Origin of the sequence: Thermococcus paralvinellae, from assembly GCF_000517445.1 — an archaeon.
Lineage (GTDB): Archaea > Methanobacteriota_B > Thermococci > Thermococcales > Thermococcaceae > Thermococcus_B > Thermococcus_B paralvinellae.
The window spans coordinates 532,015-556,528 of record NZ_CP006965.1; the positions used below are offsets into that span (position 1 = coordinate 532,015).

The following is a 24,514-nucleotide window of genomic DNA, read 5'->3' on the forward strand; positions in this document are numbered from 1 at the left end:
AAAATGAGAATTGAAAAAATCATTGTGAGGGACTTTCGCTCTCATGAATTTACTAAAGTAACTTTTACGTCTGGAATAAATCTGATAATAGGTCAAAACGGTTCTGGAAAAAGCTCTCTGCTTGATGCAATTCTCATCGGCTTATACTGGCCTACAAAACCAAAAGACCTCAAAAAAGACAGCTTTCTTCGTGTTAATGGAAAAAGCACAGAGATAACGATATTCTTCGAAAAAGATGGAGTGAAATATCAAGTTCACCGCAACATAACGAGAAGTATTGCCTTTGCTAAGTACTACGACGGCACTTGGCACTATGTAACCGAGGCTAATCAAAAAGCTGTGAGAGACTGGATGGAAAAGCTTATTCCTTATGACATTTTTGTCAATGCAATTTACATAAGACAGGGGGAAATTGATGCAATACTCGAGAGTGATGAAAGTAGAGAAAAAGTTGTGAGAAAAGTATTAGGCCTTGATAAATACGAAAACGCATATAAAAATCTCCTCGAGGTCAGAAAAGTAATAGACTCCAAAATTAAAGGGATTGAGGAATATCTGAACGCAATGAAGAACATAGATGATATGATTAAAGAGGCTGAGAAAGAACTAAGTAGTGTTATTAAGCAGATAAATGAGCTTTCTCCTCAAATTCCAAAACTTAGAAGGGAAGTTGAGGAGTTTGAGAAAAAGTTAGACGAGCTTGACAAGCTTGCCGAAGAGCTTGAGAAGTTAAAAGAAAACAAGTCTAGGATTGAGAAATCTCTTGAAGGAATAAACGCAAAGATGAATTCCCTTGCTACTTCTATAGCTGAGAGAGAGTCAAAGGTTAAAGAACTTGAAGAGAAATTCAAAGAGTTCGAGAAAATTAAGCCCGAAGCAGAAAGATACAAAGAGCTTGAAGAATTTTATAGAGAGTACAGCGATGTGAAAGCCAAGGCAGAAAGAGAGATTAAAGGTTATGGGGGCCAGATAGCTCAGATTGAGGAAAGACTTAAGGAGCTGAAGAGAAAAGCAGAGGAACTTGAGGAATTACAAGAGAAAATATCCCAAATTGACGAACAGCTTGGAGAACTAGAGGAATATGCCAAGCAGTATGATGAAGCCTTAAGAATTAAAAAGACAATTGAATCCCTCAGAAAAAGGCTTAGCTTAAGTGAAGATGAACTCAAAAAGCTCAAAGCTGAAATTGAAAACGCCAAGCAGAGAAAAGAGGAAATTCTTAGGGAAATTGAAGAAATTGGAGAGAAAAAGGGAGAGTTAAAAAATGCCACAAGTGAGAAGAACAAGGCTATTTTGGAGCTTAGGAAAGCTAGGGGCAAATGTCCAGTTTGTGGAACTGAACTAACGGAAAAGCACAGGGAAGATTTAATCAAAAAATACACTCTGGAAATTGAGGGCTATGCAAAAGAAATGGAGCAGCTTATGAGGAGAGAAAAGGAACTTAGGGCTGAGCTTGTAAACATTGAGAAGATACTAAAAAAGGAGAAGGATGTTATAACTAACGAGGAGATTCTCAATCAAATACGAGAAAATGAGAAGAAACTCTCTGAATTTAACCTTAAGGAACTCGAGGAGAAAGTTAAGAAGCATGAAAACCTCTCTGCTGAGAAGAACAAGCTTGAGGGAAGATTAAGGAGCATTCAAGATGAACTGAAGAAAAAAGCTGCCTTGGAGAAGAAGAAAACCTATTTGCAGAGAAAGATTTCGGAAATCAAAGCCAATCTATATGAGTATGAGGCTAAACTTAAAAATCTCGGATTTGAGAACATCGACACTCTAAAAGCCGAGATTGAGGTACTGAAGCCAGTTTATGAGAAGTATCTAAAGCTCCTGAACTCGGAGAAAGAACTCAAAGCTGAAAAAGAACGTCTTCAAAGGGACAAGAACGAATTAGAGATCCTTAAAGAGAAAAAAGCTGGGCTGGAAAAAGCTCTTTCTGAGATAAAGGAAAGGTTAGAGAGACTTGAGAAGGATTACAGCAAAGATGAACATGAAAGAGTTAGAAAAGAGTACATTGAAAAGAGAGGGGCACTTATAAAGGCAGAAACTGAGCTCGAAAATCTTGAAAAGAGGAAAGAAGAGCTGATCAAAAACTTAGAGAACTTAAAGAATGAGAAGGAAAACGTTAAAATCAAAAGAAAGGAGCTTGAAGACTTAAAGAAAGCCCGTGAGAGAGTTCAAGAGCTGAGAGAAAAAGTTAGAAAGTTCAAGAATATTCTCAAGGAAGACGCTTTGGCGAAAGTTGGGGAATATGCAAGTGAAATCTTTGAGGAGCTGACAGAGGAGAAGTATTCGGGGATAACTGTAAAGGCTAAGGAGAACAAGGTTGTTCTTGGCGTTATTTACGATGGAAAGGAAAGGGATTTATCATTCTTAAGTGGTGGTGAAAGGATAGCACTTGGATTGGCATTTAGACTGGCTTTGTCCTTGTATCTAGCTGGGGAAATTCCTCTACTTATAATGGATGAGCCGACACCGTATCTTGATGACGAGAGAAGGAGGAGGCTTGTTGATATAATGGAGCGCTACCTTAGGAGAATTCCACAGGTAATCATAGTTTCTCATGATGAGGAGCTGAAGGACGCTGCAGACAGGGTCATTAGGGTTAGACTTGAGAATGGAGTCTCGAAAGTGGAAGAGGTTGAGGTGAGCTGAATGTATCGTCTAATTTCGAAGGATCAAGCGGATAAAATTCTCAACATGCTCACTAATGAGCTCAGAGAGGCCGAGAATGTTTTGAGTGGGAAAATTGAATGGAAACCTCTGCCAGAAAAGAGAGAGAGCAAAGTTTATGCTGTTGATGGCAGTCAAGGGAAGGCAAGGCTAAGCGGAACGATAATCTATACCGTTGCATCTTTTGCCTTTGGTAATGGCAAAAGCGCACGTTTGGTTTATACTAATGCTATGATCTACAATCATGGAATCTCTGACCAGATAATTAGGTTGCAGATGGAAACCCTTGAGAACAAGCTTGGTGCTCTAGTTGGGACTGATGAGCACATGATTTTAATGGATGGAACGCTTACAGGTTCTTTAACGAGACCCCCTGTTTATCCGGAGAGTGTGAGGGGTATAACTACCGTGATGAATGCTTTAGGGGAGAAAAGCTTAGAACAGCTTATTGATGATTTTATCCATAAACTTAATGACCACTATGAAGAGCTTGAAAGGAAGCTCGCAGAAAAGAGAGAAATCCGAGAGTTCGTGATATTGGCAGATGAAGTGGTGGATGAATATTCGGAGTTTTATAAAGCCATGGAGGGATACACATACAGGGATGCGCCTCTCCCGAGTAATCTTAGAAAACTGAAAGTTTCATTAATCACGCTTCAAGAGGCTGCCGAAAGGGGAGAGACCATTGAAGATGTTATAAACCGCTATCTCTCCGAATATGGGGAAGAAAAGACATTGACTCTTGAAGATGCCAAGAACACCATCCACGTCGTTTTGGGATATCTTGAATATCTCTACTCTCTCGAAAAGCTTCTCCAGAGAGAACTTATATACATTGCAAAGAGCTTTTACAACAGAAAAATTACTTCAAAGCTCGGCATTAGTGCTGTTGATGTTCCATTCCTTGATGCTTATCTGCTCAAGGTTTATGGAGAAGAACTTCCAGGTTATTACGTAATTTACGACCCAGAGAAAACCGAGGAGAAAAAGAAGATAGCTCACCGTCTGCCGAGGGTTTTGAGAAAATACTTCCCAACTGTTCAGGAGTTCATAGAAAAAGGAGTCCCATCCGCCTATATTAGAACAATGAAAGGTGGAGTCATATATCTGCTTCAATCTAACCGCACAATCGGCGGTGAACTCATAGGAAAGCTTCTCTGGCATGAGAGTAGTGGGTATATAAGACCTCTTCAGAGGGCGCATGAAGGAGTAAAGATTGAGCAGAAGATGTTCAAGGCAGAGCTTGAGGCACTCATGAACTACTTAAAGAGGAAAAACAAAGAGCTGAGGGTTTTCATAAAATATGGAAGGTCGCCTTTGGAGTAATTATTTTTCAATTCCCCTCCTCACCTTCACAGCTAACCCTTGCTGGAATATCTTAAGTTCTTTTCCACTGAGCAGAGTCTGTCCAGTAGCTAAAAGCTCATCGTTTTTGTTGACAACCAAAACCTCATCATATGGTCTTATGTTCTCATCGGCATCAATCACGAACTTTGCAAAGACATTCTTTCCTTTTCTCGCGAAAGGCTCTGCATCTTCATTTACAACGACTCTCATTCTTGGATAGGGCAGAATCTTGTGAAGTCTCTTTGCTCCTTCAATGCCAAGCGTTAACAGTCCGTCTTCAGCTCTAAATGTTGCCAAATGTTTGCCTTTAGCTTTAATCTGCCTCGGCATTCCTGTCTTTCTTGACAGCTCAACAAATGCATCTTTGAAAGCTTCACTAGCTCCTTCGCCAAATTGGTATTCTGCCACAGCTTGGATGTAGAGCCTTGCCTCATTTTTCTTTGGCTTCTCAATTGTGAATTCCTCTTCTCCTTCACTCTGGGCAAAAGGATAGCTCAAACTCAAATACTTTGGAATCTCACCAAAGATTGGGTGGTTTATAGTTTCAGGGAACTTCTGTTTAACCATCTCAGCTTTCTGCTTGGCTCTCCATACTGTTGGGGTTCTCATTATTTCTTCGCTCACTTTGAAGAAAGCCGAGCTTTTTGTTATTGGCTCATTTTCTTCGAGGTAATCTCTGTACTCAAGCAGCCTCTTGTATGCAGAGAAAAGCTTTGGATGAGACCTTGAGCGCTCATCAACTAATCTCCAGAGTTCTCCTTCCTTTATTGCCTGCTTTACTCTGTTCAGCTCCTCTCTAATCACCCAGAGGTTGTGAAGTGCAAGCAGCTTGACTCTTTCCTCTTTTGGCATTTCTTTAAGCTCTTGGGGCATATAGCGGGAGCAGACAGGGCAGGAGCATGGGAAATATTCGAGCTCACTTAAATGCTTAGTTCCTTCTGGGGTTAAATAGCGGTCATCTTTTGCATATAGGGCGTAGCTTGCCGAATCAAACAAGTCAATTCCCATAGCAACAGCCAAAGCAAATATCATTGGATGACCGGCACCGAAGAGATGAACAGGTCTGTCAGGTCTCAAGCCGAGCTTTGAAGCGATAACAACGTCAACTAAGTCCCTGTAACGGTAGGACTCCATCAAGGGAACGACCGCCCCGATTGGATGAATCTCAAAGTTCATCTCGCTGAGCTTTTTGGCAGCATAAGTCCTTAAGTCAAGATATGTTGAACCTTGAACTGTTGCATTCATCGGAATCTGCTTTACCCCTTCAGCTTCCTTAGCTCTCTCTAGGGTTATCCTTAAGTCTTCTTCAGCTTTTTCCCTTGGAGCATCCGGAACTGTGGGAATATCGAGAAAAGTCCCAATATCAACTCCAATCCTATGCTGAAACTCGATGATTTCCCTATTAGTTACATCTATTCCGCCGTAGCGCATGAGCTGGAATGAGCCGGAATCAACTTCAATTATGCCGTCATAGTCCAAAAGCTTGTGAATTCCCATTTCAAGAGCTTTTTGCCTTAGCTCCTCGTCCTTGTAAATGATGTATGAGTTCGTGATTATTATGTTGAATCCCATCTCTTTCAGTTCTTTTGGAGTTACTATGAGCTGTTTTGGATTAACTACAGGCATTATAGCTGGAGTTTCAATTCTCTTTCCATTAACTTCGAGCTTTCCAATTCTGCCGGCAGCATCTCTCGCTTTTATCTCAAACTTGAACATTTCTCAACACCAAAAGGAAATAGAAAAGGGGGTTTAAAAGGTATTCCAAAGCCTCCTCTTAGGAGCCTTTTCCCTCAGGGCTTTGGCAGTTAAGATCGCCCCTCCAATCATTTCGAGTATTCCACTTGCTAGGATGAAATATCCAAGCTCCTCCATTGGAGTTCCCTCAATAGCCGCTCGACCCTTTGGGTTTAAAAAGTTAACGGTAAAACACTGAAAATCTTGATAAATAGCAAAGTCAATAAACAAGAAACCAAAGGTGCCAAAATCCAACCTTTTACAATATTAAAAGCCAGCTTCTTGTTGATTTTCTGCCCCTTTAGCAGTCCTAATCCTATAATCCCTCCAATAATTGCCTGCCCGGAACTTACAGGAAGTCCTATTATATTTGCTGAGGTTACGGCTAGGGCGGAACCAAACTGGGCGGAAAATCCTGCTAAAGGGCCGAGCTGGGTCAGATTTTTGCCAATGGTCATTAGTACCTCATAGCTGAAAGTTAGGGCTCCAAGGAATAACGCCAGCGCAAGGATTAGCTTTAATGTGCTGCCTTCAATATTGGTTGAGTAGGTTAAGAGACCAATTACGTTTGAGAGTTCGTTTGCTCCAAGATTAAAAGATGCATAAGCAGAGCTCAAAATTATCATCCATCTGTAGAGAATTTCAATCTCATAAATTTTTGAAATGTGGTTTATAATCCTCCCATATATGGCAAAGACCAAAATGGATAGTATAGCTGCTGCTATTGGGGAAACTACCCAAGCTAGAGCTATCTTTAAAACGATACTCCAATTTACGTAAGTCTTTTGGTAAACTCCAATTCCGACGATTGCTCCTATGATTGACTGGGTAGTTGAGATGGGCAAGCCTCTGAATGAAGCAAAAGTTACGGCTAAAGCTGAAGCTAAAAGTGCAAAGGGAATATAGCCTTTATCAAAGTCCGGGACAATATTGCTACCTACTGTGTGGGCAACATTTGAGCTGCCGAGGAATGCTCCTAAGAGTGAAAATATTCCAATTAGGAAGACCGCTCTCCTAAAGCTTAGAATCTCTGATCCTACAGCTATCCCCACGGCTTTTGCACTGTCGTTAGCTCCTATGCTCCATGCCATAAAGAGCCCTGCTGCAATTATTGCCCAATCCATTGTTATCACCTCTATATTTTATGGTGTACTATATAGACTATATAGCCAGCCAGATACATTTTTAAACTTTTTGGTAGCAATAAAGCTAACAAGACTATAGGGCTTTTGATTTTAAAATGCATAAATAACCATAGACATGCAACACTAGGTAGAAGAGCGCCCAGAACCATAAAAATGCGGGAAATAGAATGGCATTTATTATGCTTCCCCCTTCTATCAATGTTGGGATTAACATTGTTATAATTTCAAAGCCTAGAAATACTCCAAGCAAAAGCCAATTTCTATGAACTATTAGTAGAATTGGGACAATTACGTCAAGAAAAGCTATGAAATCTCCTAAAATCAAGAAAAACCACCCCTTCAAAAATCCCCCACCTAAATGTCTTAAATCTCCTAAAAACCATCTTTTTCTCTGATTCCAGAGCGTTTTTAATGAAGTTGGCATCTTTGTGTATGCTTTGGCTTTTGGAGCGTAAACTACTCTGCCAAACTTTTTAATCTCCTTCGTAGTTGCATAATCTTCAACGCTGCTCTCGACGAAGCTTCCTATCTTCTCCAAGGCTTCCTTTCTAAAGGCGCTTATTGGACCTGGAGCTACACTTAAGTCCTCAAGCTCCTTAGCTCTCCTAAACATTGCTATTCTCAGATGTTCAACATCTTGGGCTCTCTCTAAAAAGGAACTGGTTAAAACTCTAACCTGTCCGCCGACACCTAAAACGCTTTCATCATGGAAGCGGTTCACTACTTCTTTAACTGCAGAATTATGTAATAATGTGTCTGCGTCTGTTGTTATTATTATTTCTCCTTGGGCTTTAGACAATCCAAAATTTAAAGCTCTGGCTTTTCCCTTATGTGTCTTCCTAAAGACTCTCAAACGCTCATCCTTTATGGAGCTTGCAACTTCAAATGTTTTATCTTCGCTTCCATCATCAACTACAATGACTTCAAACTTCGGATAGTCTTGAGAAAGTGCAGAGATTATGGAGTCTTTAATACTCTCTTCTTCATTATATGCTGGAATGATTATGCTCACAAATGGCGTCCACTCTTTAATTCTGTAATTCCTCAATAAGCTAATTATGTAATTAAGGAAAAAATAGAGATCCCAAAATATTATAATCAGCAAGGCAGTCTCAAGTAGCATGATATTCACTATACTCAAGATTTTTTAACTTTTAATTAGAGCATCTGTTGGTGATGGTAATGATAATCGCGAAACCTTGTGTAACCATGAAAGGAATCGTGGTTCAGCTTTATTCTTGGGAGAGGGAGATAAAACTAGACTTAGCTAAAGTTTCGAGATGTCTTAAAGAGAAAGGGATTGAAATAAAGAAGCTTATTCCAAACATTCTCCTAATAGCTGTCATGAACGGATTTGAAACAAGTATTTATCCTGGAGGAAAAGTGATAATCAAAGAACTGACAGATACGAAAAAAGGACAAGAGATTGCCAAGATTATTTACGACTGTGCTGAAGGATAAAGTGGGAGTGCTTCTTTAATTCTTTTAATAAGTTTCTCTTTCTTTTCTGAGTCTTCAAGAGCTACTTCAAGCACTTGATCAATTGTTTCAACTGGTATTATCTTTATCTTTTCAGCTTTATCTGGACTTAGGAAGACATCCTTCTCATTGGCCTTTGGAATTATAACCTGCTTTATCCCTGCCTCAATTGCTGCCTCAATCTTTGGAGTTACACCCCCAACGGGTAACACTTCACCTCTAACACTTAAAGAGCCAGTCATTGCCACACTTTGCTTAACTGGAACTTCCTCCAGAGCTGATATGACTGCTGTTGCAACACTTATACTTGCAGAGTCTCCTTCAACACCTTCATAGGTTTGTAGGAACTGGACGTGAATGTCGTAGTTGCTAATGTCTTCCCCTTTGTAGCGCTTGATAATAGCGGAGACGTTTTGAACAGCTTCCTTTGCAATTTCACCGAGCTTGCCAGTAACTATTATTTTGCCCTCCTCTCTGCTTGCTGCGGGGGCAACAACGGCTTCAATTGGCAGCACAATACCACTTTGTTCTCCAATTACAGCTAAACCATTTACCCTACCAATCTCGCCACCTTCAACTTTGATGACTTGGTACTCCTTTTTCCTCTCAATATACCAATCGGCAAGTTGTTTTTCCAGAGGTTTCGCAAGCTGGAGGGCTTTAAGTACGTGTTCCCTTGTTACATATTTTGCTCCTTCTCTGATTGCAATATCCCCAGCAGCCCTGACTACACCACCCAGATCTCTAAGCCTCAATGTCAAATGTCCTTTTCTTCCAGCTCTCTTTTGGGCTTCTCTAACTATCTCCTCAACAGCATCTCTGGTAAAGTGTGGAATCTTCCCATCCTTTTTCACTTCTTGGGCAACGAATTGGACTAGTTTCTTTCTGTTTTCTAAAGTGTCAGGCATTGTTGTTCTCATGTATATCTCATAACCATAACCTCTGATTCTTGACCTTAATGCCGGATGCATTTTATCAACTGTGTCAAGGTTTCCTGCAGCAACTAATACAAAATCACATGGCACTGGCTCAGTTCTAACCATTGCACCGCTTGAAAGCTCACTTTGGCCAGTTATTGGGAACTTCTTCTCTTGCATCGCTGTTAAAAGGCTTTGCTGCATCTTCAAGCTAAGTGTGGCAATTTCGTCAATGAATAAAACACCCTTATGAGCGCGGTGTATCATTCCTGGCTCCACTCTCTCATGAGCAGGTGTTCCTAATCCACCGCTCTGGAAGGGGTCGTGTCTGACGTCTCCAAGCAATGCACCAGCGTGAGCTCCGGTAGCATCAACGAATGGAGCTTTTTTCTTTCCACAGTTATCAACTAGGAGTTTTGGAACAAGGACCTGATTCTTGAGCCTGAGATTGGAAATTGCCATTATTGAAATTATCACTACAAAGAGACCCATTAAAAGCGTTTGAGGACTGGGGTCCATTAAGACTGCTATCATAACTACAAACAGCACAAATAGAAGGAGATACGACTTAATGCTCTCTTGGTTTTTTGCTTTTTCTCTATACTTCTCGACTATTCTCTTACCTTGACATGCCGGAACTGTTCTAATTCTTGGCATATTTTCATCTTCGGGATTTGGGAATACCAGAATGTCCTCTAATTCCTCTGTCGGCAAAAGTTCAGCCATTGCCTGACCGAGCATTGACTTTCCAGTTCCTGGCTCACCTATTAAAAGTACATGTCTTTTTTGTTTTGCTGCGGTCTTTATAACTTCCACTGCATGCTCTTGACCAATGACTTGGTCAATAAGTTTATCAGGAACTTCAATTTCTTCAGTAGTCTGAAACTCAATCCCTAAATCTAGTTTCTCTCCATAATTTTGAGAAGTTTGAATTTTGACTTCTTTTTTGCTCTCCTCACTCATTCTCAAGACCCCTTTCTCGCTCTCATGAATGGTTAGGTTGTGATAATCTTATAAACTTTTTTTATGTGTAAGAAAAGCTAAAATAGAGATTGTTGCAAAGAAAATAGAGGTGGGAAAAATGAAGATTGAGGATCACATAATGTTTACAGCCAAGCATAAGAACTGGGAAGTTGGAGATAAACTACTCATTATGGGGGAGGAGAACATTGCCCATTTTTTGGCAAGTGTCTCAAATACTGTGAATACAAAGATTTCAGAATATTTAACTGATGTAATGGATGTGGCTGCAGTAATGAACTTAGCTGAGGAAATGGCTAAAGGAGCTTTATGGGAAGTGATAAAAGCACTAAAATCACCTAGAGCCTCAAGAAATCTAGGAAAGTTGGTATTTGAAACTGATAAAAAGCTCAAAAAGCATTTAGTAGAAGTTTCAAAAGCATTGTTAGTTAGAGAGACGCTTTCAAGGAAAATCAACATATATTATCCAGAAGATCCCATAAAAGAACCTAAGGTAGCTCTACCATATAGGGAGGACCACATAAACTTCACGGCTAAACATGGAAGCTGGATAGTTGTGAAAAGATTGATAATTGATGAAAAAACTCCTCCAGCTGATGTTGCAAGGCTTTTAGCCAGCATAAACGAAACTATAACTGCGAAACTGCCTGTATACGCTAAAATAGATTTAAAGGGCATTGATGACTGGTTTGCTGAAATCAAAAAGGCAAAAAGTGATGTTGAGATAAAAACAGTAGTTGATAAATATCTTCACTTTCCAGCATACAAATATGCTTCCGATGAATTCATTGAGCATGCAAAAATTTACGCTTTGAGAAAGATGCTCGAAAAGATTGGACTAAGCATAGACATTCCTGCAAAACCTCTTGAAAAATACCTGGAAAAGAAAGGCTAAAACTAACAGAGGAATGATGAGGCCGAGGACACCTGAGCGAAAGCGATGAAGATTCTTCGCTTCGCTGATTCCTCTCTTTTCTTTATTACCATAAAATTTTTAGTACCTAGATGTTATTATAATTATGGGAGGTGAGAAAGAATGAAGAGAAATGTAATATTCACTGAAAACGCTCCAAAACCAATAGGGCCCTATAGCCAAGCTATCCTTGTGGAGAATCCGGATAAGCTCTTGGTGATCTCTGGTCAGATACCAATTAATCCAGAGACTGGTGAGATTGTAAAAGGGGACATAAGAGAGCAAGCAAGGCAAGCAATTGAAAATCTCATAGCAATACTCGAGGCAGCGGGAGCAACGGTTGATGATGTAATTAAAGTTACAGTGTATCTGAGAGACATGAAGGATTTTGAGGATTTCAACAAAGTTTATGAGGAATATTTTGGGCATTCAAAGCCGGCAAGAGCAGTTATTGAAGTATCAGACCTTCCCAAAGGCGTAAAAATAGAAATTGAAGCAATTGCTGCATTTGAGTAAAGTAGAAACTCTTATATCTTCCCTTTGATTAACTTCTTTTTGTGGTTAAAATGGAGCTGAGCCCGGGTGTGTTAGTGTTACTGTTTCTCGAGGATTTTGCAAGGGAAACAGATTCTATTAGGCGGGGAGTGAAATATTTTGAGTGGCAGAGAAGATATGACGCCTATGATGTTGCTTATTCCATAGTTGGAGCAACGTTAGCCGAGCTTGTAAAAGATGGATACATTCAATTAGAGCTTAAAAAAGGACTACTGGGTAAGAAAGTTCTCCTAACTAGGATGAAATCAATTCCTAAAAAATATGGAGTGATTGTAGAAGGTATGAATAGTATGGAGGCATATAAAAAAGTTCCTTTGAGATCAGCGTTGTTTTTATCATTTCCAGTATCGAGGTTCCCTGCAGCATTTTTAGGCACATATATACTAAAAAAGGAGCTTAAGGGACAAGACGCTTTGGAGCTTAAAGAAAATCCAGAGATAGTTAGAAAAAAAGAAGAGCTAAAATCTGTCTTTGAGAGTTTTAAAATGCAAAATGAAGAGCTTTGGAAAGGAATTATAAAGGAAGTTGATAAAGCTTGTGATTTAGTTAGGGGAAAAGAGGGAATTACGTTGTATACTCCACTTGATATGTTGAGGGAGAGAAATGAAAGTAAAAATTAGAAGAGAGCTTTTTGAATACCTCCTCCAGCTTGCAAAGGATTTTTATCCAAATGAATTTGGAGGCTTTTTAAGGGAGATAAACGGTGTGTTTGAAGAAGTTTTAATTATACCAAAAGGACATTTTGGAAAACGTTCAATATTCTTTGATCCATGGCTTTTGCCACACGATGAGAACATTAAAGGAACTGTGCATTCACATCCCACTCCCTATGTGAAGCCTTCAGAGGCAGATTTGCATTTCTTTTCAAAATTTGGTGGAGTTCACATAATAATTGCTTATCCCTTTGAAAAATGGAACGTAAAAGCGTACACAAGTGATGGAAAAGAAGTAGAAATAGAGATTGTGAATTAATCACTTATTCTCTTGTTTAACTGGATATGGCATGAATTCGACAGTTCCCCTTTGCTTCATTGGCTGTGGATAGAGCTGCATCAGTTCATAGACTTCTTCTGGGACATCAGTACTTACATGTAACCCAAGCTTTTTAGCCTCTTCAACAGTTATTGGATAGTCGTGAGTCCATCTGCCCTCTGTAAGAATTTGAGCAAGTTCTTTAGCTTTTTCTTCTCCATACTTGTCCTTAAGCAATTCAAAAACAAAGTTTCTGACTTGATTGATTGCTTTTTCTGCAACATCAGCTAAAATTAGGGTTTGGTCATCAACTTTTTCTGGCCCTTTCTTCTGGACAGCTCTAACTATGCTTGGAGCTGGGTATTGACCAAGCTGTGGATCAACAGGGCCAAGAACAGCATGTGGATCCATGATTATCTTATCTGCCGCTAGAGCTATCAGTGTTCCACCACTCATTGCATAGTGAGGAACAATGACCCTGGTTTCTGCTGGGTGATCTTTCAGTGCTTTCGCTATTTGTGTTGCAGCTAAAACTAATCCTCCGGGGGTGTGAATAATTAAGTCAATTGGTTTATCTTTTGGAGCCATCCTTATAGCCCTTAAGATTTCCTCACTGTCCTCAATGCTGATGAACTTATAGAAGGGTATTCCAAAAAGACCAATGCTTTCTTGTCTGTGGATCATTGTTATTACGGTGGAATTCCTTTTCCTAGATAATCTTTGAAGAAGCCTTGCTCTCATCAGCTGGAGCTGTCTGTATTGCATTTGAGGCCATAGTAGCAAATATAGGAAAAACAACCACCATATTAGCGAGCCCAAAAATCCACTTAGAGGATCCAAATTATTCACCTCCAAATAATTTTAATGTCTTTTGATATTTTAGCTTTTCACTACTACTGGATATATTAACAAATTGTTTTTAAAAATTTTGGTTACTAAATATTTAGTTAAAAAAGAATTTCACATGAAATTTTATAAGTATTGCCTTCCTAATTAAAGTTAGGTGAGGCCGTGTGAAGATAAGGGAACTTATTGAGAAATTAAATGAAAAGCAGAGAAAGACTGTAAAAAGATGTCTTCAAAGTTGTGAGATAATTGACTTAGACGAAGAAGTTGGCATTGAAATTAATGAAGACCTTCTAAGATTTTTAAAGCTCATCTCCAATCCAATTAGATACAAAATCCTAAAAATGGTGAAAAACAGGTGGATGTGTGTCTGTTTGATCTCCCAAGCACTTGAAGAAGATCAAACTCTGATAAGCCATCACCTCCGTTCTCTTAAGGATATGAACCTGGTGCATGAGAGAAGAGAAGGGAAACTAAGATTTTATAGAACAAACCTTGAGGAACTCAAAAAGTATATTAAACTTTTGGAGGAGGAGTTTAGTTAATTTTATTATATCTTTTTGGTGAACTTCGATGAACAAATTGCAAAAAGAAGTGGATAAACTGATTAATGAATTCGGAGGGTACTGGAGACCATTTGAGATGCTAGCTGCTGTCATTGAGGAATTGGGAGAACTCTCTGATGAAATGCTTAAATTTGAAAAGGTTAAAGGTGAAGGAAGTATAGAAAAATTAGAGGAGGAATTTGGGGATTTAATGTTTGCACTCTTTTGTATCGCGAACTATTATGGAATTGATGTTGAACGGGCTCTTTTGAGCTCTATAGCGAAGTATCGGAGCAGAGACAAACTTAGATGGCAATGACAATTTGTGACTACTAAAAGTTGTACTATTTACATCACATAATGAATTATAATATTACTACTTATATTTCCATGTAACTTTAAGGTACTATTTGAGATTAAGATTCCTAAAGTAATGATAGTTAAATGTAACAACTTGTTTCATAGTACTCTGGATGAGATTTAGTATATTGGATAAGATTCGAAACATTTTTATAAATGAAGGAAAGTATAGGTACTGAGGTGTTACTGATGAGAGCTAAAATAGATAAGGTTGACATACAGCTTATTAATCTCCTAGCAAAAAACTCAAGGCTTACATACAAAGAGCTGGCAGAACAATTGAGAACAACAAGACAGAGAATTTCTAGAAGATTAGAAAAACTTGAAAAGATGGGAGTCATTAAAAAATACACTATAATCCCAGATTTCGAAAGACTTGGATATGTATACGTAATTTTGGGAATTACCCTTAAACCTGGCACCCCTGTAGATGAGATTATCGAAAAACTGAAGGATGATACTGATATTAAAATTATTGAAAGGGCTATTGGTTCACATAATCTTGTAATTCATTTGGTTGCTCCAAAAGATATGAGAGATATAGAGAAGAGAATTCACGAGATTTCCAGGAAAATAGAAGGGATTGACAAGATGGATATAACATTTATTACAGAGATCGTCAAGTTTGAAATTCTCTAGCTTACTTTCCTATACTCTTTTTCGTCAATAAACGAAGGGAAAACATAATAAAGCAGTCCAATTATCTCCAGTTAAATCATTCAGCAAGTTAAATAACACATAAAATACAAGGTGGCGAGAATGACAATAATTTCAGTAGTCCAAATAGCTATAGTCTTTGTGTTTGGAGGTCTAGCTTATATATGCCGTGCATTGGACAAGAAAGGTAGTATTGCGGCAGTTATCCTTGGGATCCTTATATTACAATTTGGAGGGGTATACCCATTTCTAGCACTGCTGGCTTTTGTAGTGATGGGAGTCCTGTCCACGAAGTATAAATACTCTGAGAAACTTAAGGCTGGAATTGCTCAAGAGAAAAAAGGAATTAGAAGTTGGGGAAATGTCCTTGGCAACGGCTTAGCTGCTGTTATCTTTGTAATTATAGAATACATCACTAGACAGGACTTCATATGGGCTGCAGTTTTTGCTTCAATAGCAACAGCAAATGCTGATACTTTAGCAAGTGAAATGGGAAAAATCCTGGGGAAGAAACCTAAGATGATCACGAACTTAAAACCTACAAAACCAGGCGCTAATGGGGCAATTTCAATTCAAGGAGAAATTTTTGCATTAGTTGGAGCCATGAGCATTGGAGTTATTGCTATGGTTGTAACTCAATATAGATGGCAGATATTTTTAGCCACTCTGTTAGGAGGCTTCATTGGGTGCAATATTGATAGCATTGTTGGAGCAACTTTGGAAAACAAAGGTATCGTTGATAACAACGGTACGAATTTCATTGCGACCCTTACTGGGGGAATAGCTGGGGCAATAATATTTTTAGCTCTTGTGTGAAAATTAAAAATGTGATGAAAAGGCGGATTGCTGAAAGATGATGATGACCTTAGGGGCTGATTCTATTTCTTTGTCTATGAACTTTTATCTTTCAAGTTGATTGAAGTTAGCTCCCAAAGATCTTCTCAATCATCCAATTTTCATCGAACTCTCTTAGGTCATTATAGCCCTGTCCAATGCCTACAAAGAGTATTGGCGCTCCAATTGCATGGCTTATACTTAATGCTGCTCCCCCTCTTGCATCAGCATCGAGCTTTGTAAGAATTACCCCATCAATCTTCACTGCCTCATTGAATTGCCTTGCCTGCTCAATTATGGCATTTCCTGCCAAAGCATCGCCAACGAAGATTACCAAGTCAGGCTTTGTAACCCTAACAATCTTTTTCATTTCATCCATAAGGTTTCTGTTCAGCTCGTTTCTTCCAGCTGTATCAATCAAAACAACATCAATGCCTCTCGCTTTTGCGTGCTGGATTGCATCGTAAGCCACAGCCGCTGGATCAGCGCCATAGCGATGCTTGATTACCTTAACGCCAACTCTCCTTGCATGCTCCTCCACCTGCTCAATTGCCCCAGCTCTAAATGTATCGCTTGCCGCTATCACTACACTTAAGCCATGTTTCTTGAGCCAATGAGCGAGCTTAGCTATCGTTGTTGTCTTTCCAGAGCCATTAAACCCAACAAATACTATGACAAAAGGTTTTTCTTTCTTTGATTTTATCATTTCAAGAAGGTTGATTTTCCTCTCGGGTGTAAGAACTTCAAGAACAGCGTTCCTTACAGCATCTTCAACGATCTTTTTCTTATCAGTTCCGATCTTGACTTTCTGCCCAACCAACTGCTGTTTGATTTTTTCCTTTAGCTCTTCAACGACCTCTAAAGCAACATCTGCCTCCAAAAGCTCCAGCTCCAAATCCCATAGAGCCTCTTCAACATCCTTCTCCTTTATCTCGGTTTGAGCAACTTTGTTGACGAATGAGCTTAACTTTTCTTTGAGCTTTCCAAACATATTTCACCACCAGAATTGAATTAGGTGGGGGGTTTATAAGGGCTATGGATTAAGTTAATCGGCTGTCGGCGATAGCTGGTATCATCACTTCTCAGCTCCGAAACCGCTCGTCATCCAGCAGTTGAGTATTCACTACAAGCGTTTTTAAGCCTTTGTATAACTTAGTTATAAAATTTCACAAAAGTGTTATAAAGATCTAAGGCAAAAAACTAATGGTGAAAAACATGGAGGCGGGCTATGATATAAAGCCAGTTTCAAAAGATAGAAGAACCTTCACACTCCTAACGCTCTTTGCGATTTGGTTTGGCGCTGGGATAAGCATTGCAGAATTCTGGGCTGGAGCTTTGCTGACTCCAGCTTTGTCTTTTCTCACAGCGATAGCAGTGATAATAATTGGACATCTAATTGGCAATGCAGTTATGGGGCTTATAGCAATTGAAGGCGAAGAAACCGGAGTTCCAACGATGGTGCTTTCAAGAGCTGCTCTGGGAATAAAGGGCTCAATTTTGCCCTCAATTCTAAACTACCTCCAGCTCATAGGATGGACAGCAATAATGCTGATCGTCGGTGCAAATGCAATGAACACTGTCTCGAAGCACTTTGGTTTTGAAAATTATGCTCTTTGGGTGGTTCTTCTCGGTCTCCTGGTAACTGCATGGACTTACATTGGACCAAAGAACTGGGATAAGCTGGAAAAAGCGGCAGCAGCTTTACTCCTTGTGCTGAGTATCTGGCTAACTTATGTAACGCTAAAGCAGTTCCCGCTTAGTGAACTACTCTCAAAACCCGGGACGGGGGAAATGGGAAAGATGTTGGCTCTTGACTTAGTTATTGCAATGCCTCTTTCATGGGCACCCCTTATAGCGGATTATTCAAGATTCGCTAGGGACAAAAGTTCGGCATTCTGGGGAACCTACATAGGTTACTTTATCTCGTCATCGTTGTTTTACTTTGTTGGAGCGCTGACAAATATGGCAATAGGAGAGAGCGACCCAATTGGAATAATAGTAGCATATGGAGTCGTAATCCCCGCAATGCTGATAATAGTATTCTCTACTGTGACCACAACTTTCCTCGATGTTTATTCAGCAGCAATAACCTACAAGAATATCTCACCAAGAGCAGATGCAAAAAAGCAAATTCTACTCGTGGGAACATTGGGGACTTTGCTGGCTTTGGTATTTCCAGTTGATCAGTATGAGAGCTTTCTCCTGCTAATTGGAGGAGCATTTGTGTCTCTAACTGCAATAATGATAACTGACTATTTCATCATCAAGAAAAAATACAACGCTGAGGAGCTCTTGGATGAAAAAGGGAAATTCGCTGGGTACAATGTGAAAGCCCTAGCAATTTGGGCAGTTGGATTTGTGTTCTACATGCTGCTTGCAGTTGAAGGGCTGTTTAACATCTACATTCCAGTTTTGAGTGATGTTGGCTTTAAGCTCGGCTCAAGCATTCCAACCTTCATTTTGGTGAGCGTTCTCTATTACCTAGTGGAGAGGTGATAATATGGAGTGGATATCTAAAGCTTTGGAAAAAGTTAGAAAAAGAAAACCGCTCGTTCAGAACATTACAAACTTTGTAGTGATGAACACAACTGCCAATGCCCTCCTCGCAATTGGAGCTTCGCCTGTAATGGCACATGCAAGGGATGAACTTGAAGACATGCTGAGGATAGCAGACTCCCTCGTGGTTAATATTGGAACCCCCGATGAGCACTGGATTGCCTCAATGGAAAAAGCTGTTAAAATTGCCAGCGAGATGAAAAAGCCCATAATTCTCGACCCAGTTGGGGCTGGGGCTACTAAGCTGAGAACCGAAACAGCTCTAAAACTCCTTGAGATAGGAGATATAACGATCCTTCGCGGCAATTTTGATGAAATAGCAGCTTTGCTTGGTGAGCATGGAAAAACAAGGGGTGTTGATTCAACAACATATGAAAAAGACAAAGCTAAAGAGCTGGCTTTCATTGCAGCAAAGGAATTCAACACTGTTGTAGCTGTTACTGGACCTGTTGATTACGTGAGCGATGGTAGAGAAGTTTATGCTATATATAACGGCCATGAGATGCTGGGAAGAGTTACGGGGACAGGATGTATGGTCACTGCAATAACTGGTGCTTTTGCAGCTGTTGAAGAACCTCTAAGGGCTGCTGTATCCGCACTGGTAGTTTTTGGAATCGCGGCTGAGAAGGCCTATGAGGAAGCCAAATATCCGGGGAGCTTCCATGTAAAGCTCTATGACTGGCTCTATAGAATTAATGGGGAGCTGATAAATAAAATGGAAAGGGTGAGAAAAGTTGAACCTTAGAAAAAGGCTCAGGCTTTATGTTATTACTGATAGAAGGCTTAGAGATGAGATAGAAACTGTGAATGCTGCACTGGAAGGGGGAGCAACTGCAATACAGATGAGGATTAAAAATGCACCAACTGGAAAGATGATCAGAATCGGAAAAGAGCTCAGAAAGATAACAAAAGAATATGACGCCTTGTTTTTTGTTGATGACAGGCTCGATGTGGCTCTAGCGGTTAATGCAGATGGTGTTCAGCTCGGTCCAGATGACATGCCAGCCGCTATAGCTAGAGAACTTGCTCCAAACTTAATTATCGGAGCCTCAGTTTACAGTTTGGAGGAAGCTCTGAAGGCAGAAAGAGACGGTGCTGACTATCTCGGTGCTGGCTCAGTCTTTCCAACAAAAACAAAGAAAGATGTTAGAGTTTTGGGTTTGGAAGGATTAAGAAAAGTAGTTGAGTCAGTAAAAATCCCAGTTGTCGCGATAGGGGGAATAAACCACGAAAATGTTAGAAAAGTGCTGGAGATTGGTGTTGATGGAATAGCAGTTATTTCTGCTATAGTAGGAGCTCCAGATGTGAAAAAGGCAACTGAAGAAATGAGAAAGATAATTGATGAATATCTAGGAGGTGAGTAGTGTGGATGCTAGAAAGTATGTAAAAACAGCTCTAACGATAGCAGGGAGCGATAGTGGGGGAGGCGCTGGCATTGAGGCGGATTTAAAAACTTTTTCAGCCTTTGGAGTTCATGGCTTGGTGGCAATAATCTCAGTCACAGCTCAAAACACTCAAGAGGTTAGAGCGATTTATGATGTATCTCCAGAGGTTGTGGCAAAGCAGATTGAAGCAGTTGCAGATGACATTGGGGTTGATGCTGCTAAGACAGGAATGCTGAGCAACGCTGAAATAATAAAAGCTGTTGCAAGGACTGTGAAGAAGTATGAATTCCCACTTGTAGTTGATCCAGTGATGATCGCTAAGAGCGGAGCTCCTCTTTTGAGAGAAGATGCAATGGATGCTCTTATCGAATATATAATCCCCCTAGCTACACTTGTAACGCCAAATAAGCCAGAAGCTGAAAAGCTGAGCGGTATTAAAATTGAAACTCTCGAGGATGCAAAAAAGGCGGCAAAGATTATTGTTGAAGAGCTGGGAGCGAAAGCGGCAATAGTGAAAGGGGGACATCTAAACCTCAGTGAAGCTGTTGATGTGCTTTATCATGCTGGAAAATTTAGGGAATACAGGGCTCCTTTTGTTGAAGGCTGTACCCATGGAACTGGTTGCTCGTTCTCAGCAGCGATAACTGCAAACTTAGCAAAAGGGAAAGGCTTAGAGGAAGCAATTAAGGTTGCAAAAGAGTTCATAACAATGGGCATCTTTTATGGTGCAAGAATTGGGAAAGGACACTGCCCAGTTAATCAGAATGTTTGGATTGAAATTCCAGCGGAGAAATGGCGGGTCTATGAAAGCCTAACAAAAGCTGTAAGGGAGCTCGAGAGAATTGGAGACAGAATTTTACCCCATGTACCAGAAGTTGGCATGAACTTTGTTTATGCATTACCAAGGCTTTATGCAAGGACTCCTAAAGATGTGGCTGGAGTTAAAGGGCGTATTGTAAGATTTGGAAATACAGTAAAAGCAGTTGGCAGTATAGAATTCGGGGCATCAAGCCATCTAGCAAGAGCAGTTCTAAAGTTCATGGAATTTTACCCAGAGATCAGAAGTGCCCTTAATTTGAGATACAGCAGAGGCTTAATTGATAGAGCTCAAAAAAATGGGTTCAAAGTTTCATTCTATGATAGAAGAGAAGAACCAGAGGAGATAAAAGCTAAAGAAGGTGCAACAATTCCTTGGGGCATTGAAACAGCAATAAAAAGACTAAGTGGAAGACCAGACATAATATATCACCTTGGTGATTGGGAAAAGGAAGCAATGGTGCTGATATTTGGGGAGTCTCCAGAGGACGTGCTGAGAAAGCTTAAGATGCTAACCGAATAATTTTTGATTCTCGTTATTTTTCTTGTTTTTGTTGTATTTGGTTCATTACAGTTTTCTTTTCTGAAATATTATCCCGAAAGTTTGTTGGAAGTTTTTAGTAATTGTTTGTTAGAAAATTACGCTATGTTGCAGATTTTATGTAAGATTGTAACATCTTAAATGTACATGTTTGGATTTGAGATTTCTAAGAGCCTCTTCGGTGTGTACTCCTCATGGAAATTGGTCATTTTTGGTTTAGAGATGTTTAATGTGAGATTTTTGGAATTAAAGGTTTGCTTGAAGGTTAGAACTCCCTTAGACATTATTGTGCATTGAGAGATTGGGGTTAGTAATGAGCTGGGTTGCGTTAAGTAGGCTCCAAGATACTTTGAATCAGAAAGTCATCCTGGCTCAGTTATTATCCCTTTGGCAAAAGGCTTTTATAATTCAAGCGTTTTTATAGTCTTATTGGGGAAATAGGGCAAAATTGCACCCTGTTTCAATAAGACTTTAGAAGAATTGAAATATGAAGAACTATTTTTGTTGGCTCCCCGTCTGGGGTAGTTTCAATAAGACTTTAGAAGAATTGAAATTAGCTGGACTTCCTTCTTATTTCTAAAGAAAACCCAAAGTTTCAATAAGACTTTAGAAGAATTGAAATTTCTTTTTGGTTTTGTATGTTGTCCACTTCTCTAAGTGTTTCAATAAGACTTTAGAAGAATTGAAATGACCTCAATTGTTTGGCTCTTTGTGGTGTTCCTAACAAGTTTCAATAAGACTTTAGAAGAATTGAAATTTTCCTAGCACCTTGCTAGCTTTTGTATTCTTGCATAGTTTCAATAAGACTTTAGAAGAATTGAAATATTGATGGCTATGAGGGTGTGGAAGTTGGAGAAAGCTGTTTCAATAAGACTTTAGAAGAATTGAAATGCTTTATTGAGCCAGAGCGGGAATTCTTTCTTTTTGATTAGTTTCAATAAGACTTTAGAAGAATTGAAATGCTTGCTATCTCTTTTGATGACAGTGGTCTTAAGGAAAAGTTTCAATAAGACTTTAGAAGAATTGAAATAATGGTTACAAAATCGAAATCTACATTATGGACTTAGTGGTTTCAATAAGACTTTAGAAGAATTGAAATGAAAAATCAAGTTTGTACCATAGCAACCTTCAAAGCTTGTTTCAATAAGACTTTAGAAGAATTGAAATGTTGAGGACCTTATCTGCATCAAGCATATCAACGACTGTTTCAATAAGACTTTAGAAGAATTGAAATGCGGCTCATCAGACTCCTTATCAAAGATTATCGAGTGTTTCAATAAGACTTTAGAAGAATTGAAATCCTACAATGCTGATGAAGAACAACGAGAATGCCACGTTTCAATAAGACTTTAGAAGAATTGAAATTTGCACCTTCAGCAAGACCTACTGTTCCCCCATCCAATGTTTCAATAAGACTTTAGAAGAATTGAAATTCCAGCAGACCTCTTAAGCCTCACATCTACACCCCTCCGCGTTTCAATAAGACTTTAGAAGAATTGAAATTTTATAGAGGAAGGCTTGAAGACACTTAGGAACGTGGGTTTCAATAAGACTTTAGAAGAATTGAAATAGTCACTTTTGTCCCCCCAACATTTAAAAACACACAAGATTAAATATTTTAGGCGAGCCTAAATTCTGAGGTGATTGCATGGAGGCAGTAAAAGCAGAGAGTGTCAGCATTTATTATGATAGCTACACAGCTGTGGAAAACTTAACATTTAAACTCGAAGAGGGTGAGACCTTACTTCTCCTAGGCCCCAACGGGGCTGGCAAGACAACACTTCTTAGAACATTGGCTGGATTTCACAGAGATTATAAAGGCAAACTCTTAATATTTGGAAAGCATCCTCTGGAAGCTAGAGACCTTATATCATATGTCCCTCAAAGCCACTATCTGAATGAAAGAGTTCCCTTAACAGCTCTTGAAGTTGTTGCAATGGGAGGAATTTACAAGAGAGGTTTTGTCCACTTTAAAATCCCAAAGAAAATTTTAAAATCTGCAGAAGAAGCTCTAGAATTCGTTGGATTAAGGCACATAAAAAACAAACTATTCAAAGAGCTGAGTGGTGGGCAAAAGCAGAGGGTTCTGCTTGCAAGGGCTCTCATATCAAACCCAAAGCTCCTCCTTTTAGATGAACCTCTCTCAGTCTTAGATCCAAGCGCAAGAGTGGAAGTTGCCAACGTCTTGGGAAAAATAAAGAAGGAAAAAGATATTACAATGATAATTACAACTCACGATATCAATCCCCTAACTGAAATTGGGGACAAGATAATGCTTCTGAACAGGCAGCTTGTTGCATTTGGAACACCAGAAGAAGTGCTGAGAGATGAGGTAATAAGCAGAGTTTATGGTCCGCTCTCAAAAGCTGTGAGAATCGGCAACAGACTGTACTGTATCATCGGAGATGTGCACATCCATAGAGGTGAGCGGAGATGATTCCCGAGTACCTTTTGAGAGCTCTTCTTGCAAGCATAATGATAAGCGTCCTCCTTGGCATGCTCAGCCCTTTAATCAACATAAAAGGTTTGGCTTTTCTTACCCATGCAACTTTCCACTCTCTTCTCTTTGGAGCAGTTTTAGGAATGATTTTGGGACTTTTAGCTGGGAATATCAACATTATAATATGGGTTGCACTGGTTGTGACAGTTATCGTTGTCATTATAATAGCGGAAATAGAGAACAGAGGATTTACAAGTGATACAGCAATTGGAATTGTCTCAAGCTTCGTTGCAGGGGCAACAGTTCTGGGCTTTGGAATTCTCTACAAAGTCATGGCATCAAGGCCATATTTTGCACTCTCAGAGAATATAGTAGCATACTTAACCGGAGAAGTCTTTTTGATAACAATCAGCGATTTGGAAATGCTAATTTTTGGTGGTTTTCTGCTTTTCCTAATGATGCTCTTCCTTTACAGAGATTTTCTCTACGTCAGCTTTGATCCAGAAGGAGTTGAAAGCTACGGAGGAAACGTTAGAGCATATCTGATGGTTCTCTACATAATTGTGGGGGCAATTGGAGCCTTAATAGTCAAAACAGTTGGCTTAATAACGCTTCAAGTTGTTGCCGTCCTTCCTGGAGCAATTGCAATGATGCTCAGCGATGATTTGAGAAAAATCGTGGGTATAAGCCTCTTTCTGACACTTAGTATTGAAATCTTATCAATATTTTTGGCCTATGTTACCAACATACCTCCAAGCGGAATAGCAACCATTTTATTGGGCATAATCTATGGAACATTAGTATTCAAGAAATGAGGT

24 protein-coding genes and 1 CRISPR repeat array are annotated in these 24,514 nt (G+C 39.5%); of the genes, 17 read left to right on the forward strand and 7 right to left on the reverse strand.

From position 1 onward, the window contains the following. Positions 1 to 3: 3 nt before the first annotated feature. Together rad50 and nurA are read left to right on the forward strand one after the other, a co-directional pair. On the forward strand, positions 4 to 2,655 hold the full coding sequence (gene rad50, locus TES1_RS02955; protein WP_042680059.1) for a DNA double-strand break repair ATPase Rad50: 2,652 nt from the start codon (positions 4 to 6) through the stop codon (positions 2,653 to 2,655). Next, positions 2,656 to 3,999, forward strand: coding sequence for a DNA double-strand break repair nuclease NurA (gene nurA, locus TES1_RS02960; protein ID WP_042680061.1), 1,344 nt, complete (start codon positions 2,656 to 2,658; stop codon positions 3,997 to 3,999). On the opposite strand, the gene tgtA is transcribed toward nurA, so the two are convergent. From tgtA to TES1_RS02975, 4 genes are all read right to left on the reverse strand, one after another. Beyond that, on the reverse strand, positions 4,000 to 5,736 hold the full coding sequence (tgtA, locus tag TES1_RS02965) for a tRNA guanosine(15) transglycosylase TgtA (RefSeq protein WP_042680063.1): 1,737 nt from the start codon (positions 5,734 to 5,736) through the stop codon (positions 4,000 to 4,002). It lies immediately after the preceding gene. A 33-nt stretch (positions 5,737 to 5,769) separates the two neighbouring features. Next, positions 5,770 to 5,892, reverse strand: a complete 123-nt coding sequence (locus tag TES1_RS11160; protein ID WP_265100805.1) for a hypothetical protein — start codon at positions 5,890 to 5,892, stop codon at positions 5,770 to 5,772. Positions 5,893 to 5,927: 35 nt separating this feature from the next. Continuing rightward, the gene (locus TES1_RS02970) at positions 5,928 to 6,878 is read right to left on the reverse strand and encodes an inorganic phosphate transporter (protein ID WP_042680065.1); all 951 of its coding nucleotides are present in this window, start codon (positions 6,876 to 6,878) and stop codon (positions 5,928 to 5,930) included. A 94-nt stretch (positions 6,879 to 6,972) separates the two neighbouring features. Next, a complete protein-coding gene (locus TES1_RS02975) occupies positions 6,973 to 8,022 on the reverse strand; it encodes a glycosyltransferase (RefSeq protein ID WP_042680068.1) in 1,050 nt (349 codons plus the stop codon). Between the two features lie 59 nt (positions 8,023 to 8,081). Here TES1_RS02975 and TES1_RS02980 point away from each other — a divergent pair, with 59 nt between their 5' ends. Beyond that, positions 8,082 to 8,360 carry a hypothetical protein gene (locus TES1_RS02980; protein WP_042680070.1) on the forward strand — a complete coding sequence of 93 codons (279 nt, stop codon included), beginning with the start codon at positions 8,082 to 8,084 and terminating at the stop codon, positions 8,358 to 8,360. On the opposite strand, the gene lonB is transcribed toward TES1_RS02980, so the two are convergent. Then, the gene (gene lonB / locus TES1_RS02985; RefSeq protein ID WP_042680073.1) at positions 8,339 to 10,258 is read right to left on the reverse strand and encodes an ATP-dependent protease LonB; all 1,920 of its coding nucleotides are present in this window, start codon (positions 10,256 to 10,258) and stop codon (positions 8,339 to 8,341) included. The two genes, TES1_RS02980 and lonB, sit on opposite strands and share 22 nt — an antisense overlap. Positions 10,259 to 10,376: 118 nt before the next feature. On the opposite strand from lonB, the gene TES1_RS02990 reads away from it, so the two are divergent. The 4 genes from TES1_RS02990 to TES1_RS03005 all read left to right on the forward strand — a co-directional run bounded on the left by TES1_RS02990 (position 10,377) and on the right by TES1_RS03005 (position 12,716). Then, positions 10,377 to 11,171: a DUF2666 family protein gene (locus TES1_RS02990; protein WP_042680075.1), complete on the forward strand. Its 795-nt coding sequence runs from the start codon at positions 10,377 to 10,379 to the stop codon at positions 11,169 to 11,171. 141 nt (positions 11,172 to 11,312) lie between these two features. Then, a complete protein-coding gene (locus TES1_RS02995) occupies positions 11,313 to 11,705 on the forward strand; it encodes a RidA family protein (protein WP_042680077.1) in 393 nt (130 codons plus the stop codon). Positions 11,706 to 11,755: 50 nt separating this feature from the next. Beyond that, entirely contained in the window at positions 11,756 to 12,364 is a 609-nt protein-coding gene (locus TES1_RS03000) for a hypothetical protein (RefSeq protein ID WP_042680079.1), read from the forward strand. Continuing rightward, positions 12,348 to 12,716, forward strand: a complete 369-nt coding sequence (locus TES1_RS03005) for a Mov34/MPN/PAD-1 family protein (RefSeq protein WP_042680081.1) — start codon at positions 12,348 to 12,350, stop codon at positions 12,714 to 12,716. Before TES1_RS03000 ends, TES1_RS03005 begins: the two co-directional genes overlap by 17 nt. Here TES1_RS03005 and TES1_RS03010 read toward each other — a convergent pair whose 3' ends face one another. Further along, positions 12,717 to 13,556 (reverse strand): SDH family Clp fold serine proteinase, encoded by an 840-nt coding sequence (locus tag TES1_RS03010; protein ID WP_042680082.1) that lies wholly within the window; start codon positions 13,554 to 13,556, stop codon positions 12,717 to 12,719. A 173-nt stretch (positions 13,557 to 13,729) separates the two neighbouring features. Here TES1_RS03010 and TES1_RS03015 point away from each other — a divergent pair, with 173 nt between their 5' ends. From TES1_RS03015 to TES1_RS03030, 4 genes are all read left to right on the forward strand, one after another. Beyond that, positions 13,730 to 14,107, forward strand: coding sequence for an ArsR/SmtB family transcription factor (locus tag TES1_RS03015; RefSeq protein WP_042680084.1), 378 nt, complete (start codon positions 13,730 to 13,732; stop codon positions 14,105 to 14,107). A gap of 28 nt (positions 14,108 to 14,135) precedes the next feature. Continuing rightward, on the forward strand, positions 14,136 to 14,426 hold the full coding sequence (locus tag TES1_RS03020; protein ID WP_042680086.1) for a MazG nucleotide pyrophosphohydrolase domain-containing protein: 291 nt from the start codon (positions 14,136 to 14,138) through the stop codon (positions 14,424 to 14,426). A 230-nt stretch (positions 14,427 to 14,656) separates the two neighbouring features. Next, on the forward strand, positions 14,657 to 15,106 hold the full coding sequence (locus TES1_RS03025; RefSeq protein ID WP_042680088.1) for an Lrp/AsnC family transcriptional regulator: 450 nt from the start codon (positions 14,657 to 14,659) through the stop codon (positions 15,104 to 15,106). Positions 15,107 to 15,226: 120 nt separating this feature from the next. After that, positions 15,227 to 15,940, forward strand: coding sequence for a DUF92 domain-containing protein (locus TES1_RS03030; RefSeq protein WP_042680090.1), 714 nt, complete (start codon positions 15,227 to 15,229; stop codon positions 15,938 to 15,940). Between the two features lie 106 nt (positions 15,941 to 16,046). Here the strand turns inward: TES1_RS03030 and ftsY are convergent, their stop codons facing one another. Beyond that, positions 16,047 to 16,949 carry a signal recognition particle-docking protein FtsY gene (gene ftsY, locus TES1_RS03035; RefSeq protein ID WP_042680092.1) on the reverse strand — a complete coding sequence of 301 codons (903 nt, stop codon included), beginning with the start codon at positions 16,947 to 16,949 and terminating at the stop codon, positions 16,047 to 16,049. 224 nt (positions 16,950 to 17,173) lie between these two features. On the opposite strand from ftsY, the gene cytX reads away from it, so the two are divergent. The 6 genes from cytX to TES1_RS03065 all read left to right on the forward strand — a co-directional run bounded on the left by cytX (position 17,174) and on the right by TES1_RS03065 (position 24,511). Continuing rightward, on the forward strand, positions 17,174 to 18,454 hold the full coding sequence (gene cytX, locus TES1_RS03040) for a putative hydroxymethylpyrimidine transporter CytX (RefSeq protein WP_042680094.1): 1,281 nt from the start codon (positions 17,174 to 17,176) through the stop codon (positions 18,452 to 18,454). Between the two features lie 4 nt (positions 18,455 to 18,458). Beyond that, positions 18,459 to 19,259: a hydroxyethylthiazole kinase gene (thiM, locus tag TES1_RS03045; RefSeq protein ID WP_042680097.1), complete on the forward strand. Its 801-nt coding sequence runs from the start codon at positions 18,459 to 18,461 to the stop codon at positions 19,257 to 19,259. After that, positions 19,249 to 19,878 carry a thiamine phosphate synthase gene (thiE, locus tag TES1_RS03050; RefSeq protein WP_042680099.1) on the forward strand — a complete coding sequence of 210 codons (630 nt, stop codon included), beginning with the start codon at positions 19,249 to 19,251 and terminating at the stop codon, positions 19,876 to 19,878. The genes thiM and thiE overlap by 11 nt, the downstream gene beginning before the upstream one ends. A gap of 1 nt (position 19,879) precedes the next feature. Further along, a complete protein-coding gene (locus TES1_RS03055) occupies positions 19,880 to 21,238 on the forward strand; it encodes a bifunctional hydroxymethylpyrimidine kinase/phosphomethylpyrimidine kinase (RefSeq protein ID WP_042680101.1) in 1,359 nt (452 codons plus the stop codon). Positions 21,239 to 21,713: 475 nt separating this feature from the next. Next, positions 21,714 to 22,826: a CRISPR direct-repeat array (repeat unit 30 nt; unit sequence GTTTCAATAAGACTTTAGAAGAATTGAAAT). Between the two features lie 78 nt (positions 22,827 to 22,904). Continuing rightward, positions 22,905 to 23,693 carry a metal ABC transporter ATP-binding protein gene (locus TES1_RS03060; RefSeq protein ID WP_042680103.1) on the forward strand — a complete coding sequence of 263 codons (789 nt, stop codon included), beginning with the start codon at positions 22,905 to 22,907 and terminating at the stop codon, positions 23,691 to 23,693. Then, positions 23,690 to 24,511: a metal ABC transporter permease gene (locus TES1_RS03065; RefSeq protein WP_042680105.1), complete on the forward strand. Its 822-nt coding sequence runs from the start codon at positions 23,690 to 23,692 to the stop codon at positions 24,509 to 24,511. Before TES1_RS03060 ends, TES1_RS03065 begins: the two co-directional genes overlap by 4 nt. The last annotated feature ends 3 nt before the right edge of the window (positions 24,512 to 24,514 follow it).

Excerpts from the sequence above, each read along its gene's own strand:
- rad50 (WP_042680059.1), top strand. The coding sequence starts at position 4 with ATGAGAATTGAAAAAATCATTGTGAGGGACTTTCGCTCTCATGAATTT.
- nurA (WP_042680061.1), top strand. The coding sequence starts at position 2,656 with ATGTATCGTCTAATTTCGAAGGATCAAGCGGATAAAATTCTCAACATG.
- tgtA (WP_042680063.1), bottom strand. The coding sequence starts at position 5,736 with ATGTTCAAGTTTGAGATAAAAGCGAGAGATGCTGCCGGCAGAATTGGA.
- TES1_RS11160 (WP_265100805.1), bottom strand. The coding sequence starts at position 5,892 with ATGGAGGAGCTTGGATATTTCATCCTAGCAAGTGGAATACTCGAAATG.
- TES1_RS02970 (WP_042680065.1), bottom strand. The coding sequence starts at position 6,878 with ATGGATTGGGCAATAATTGCAGCAGGGCTCTTTATGGCATGGAGCATA.
- TES1_RS02975 (WP_042680068.1), bottom strand. The coding sequence starts at position 8,022 with ATGCTACTTGAGACTGCCTTGCTGATTATAATATTTTGGGATCTCTAT.
- TES1_RS02980 (WP_042680070.1), top strand. The coding sequence starts at position 8,082 with ATGATAATCGCGAAACCTTGTGTAACCATGAAAGGAATCGTGGTTCAG.
- lonB (WP_042680073.1), bottom strand. The coding sequence starts at position 10,258 with ATGAGTGAGGAGAGCAAAAAAGAAGTCAAAATTCAAACTTCTCAAAAT.
- TES1_RS02990 (WP_042680075.1), top strand. The coding sequence starts at position 10,377 with ATGAAGATTGAGGATCACATAATGTTTACAGCCAAGCATAAGAACTGG.
- TES1_RS02995 (WP_042680077.1), top strand. The coding sequence starts at position 11,313 with ATGAAGAGAAATGTAATATTCACTGAAAACGCTCCAAAACCAATAGGG.
- TES1_RS03000 (WP_042680079.1), top strand. The coding sequence starts at position 11,756 with ATGGAGCTGAGCCCGGGTGTGTTAGTGTTACTGTTTCTCGAGGATTTT.
- TES1_RS03005 (WP_042680081.1), top strand. The coding sequence starts at position 12,348 with ATGAAAGTAAAAATTAGAAGAGAGCTTTTTGAATACCTCCTCCAGCTT.
- TES1_RS03020 (WP_042680086.1), top strand. The coding sequence starts at position 14,136 with ATGAACAAATTGCAAAAAGAAGTGGATAAACTGATTAATGAATTCGGA.
- TES1_RS03025 (WP_042680088.1), top strand. The coding sequence starts at position 14,657 with ATGAGAGCTAAAATAGATAAGGTTGACATACAGCTTATTAATCTCCTA.
- TES1_RS03030 (WP_042680090.1), top strand. The coding sequence starts at position 15,227 with ATGACAATAATTTCAGTAGTCCAAATAGCTATAGTCTTTGTGTTTGGA.
- ftsY (WP_042680092.1), bottom strand. The coding sequence starts at position 16,949 with ATGTTTGGAAAGCTCAAAGAAAAGTTAAGCTCATTCGTCAACAAAGTT.
- cytX (WP_042680094.1), top strand. The coding sequence starts at position 17,174 with ATGGAGGCGGGCTATGATATAAAGCCAGTTTCAAAAGATAGAAGAACC.
- thiM (WP_042680097.1), top strand. The coding sequence starts at position 18,459 with ATGGAGTGGATATCTAAAGCTTTGGAAAAAGTTAGAAAAAGAAAACCG.
- TES1_RS03060 (WP_042680103.1), top strand. The coding sequence starts at position 22,905 with ATGGAGGCAGTAAAAGCAGAGAGTGTCAGCATTTATTATGATAGCTAC.
- TES1_RS03065 (WP_042680105.1), top strand. The coding sequence starts at position 23,690 with ATGATTCCCGAGTACCTTTTGAGAGCTCTTCTTGCAAGCATAATGATA.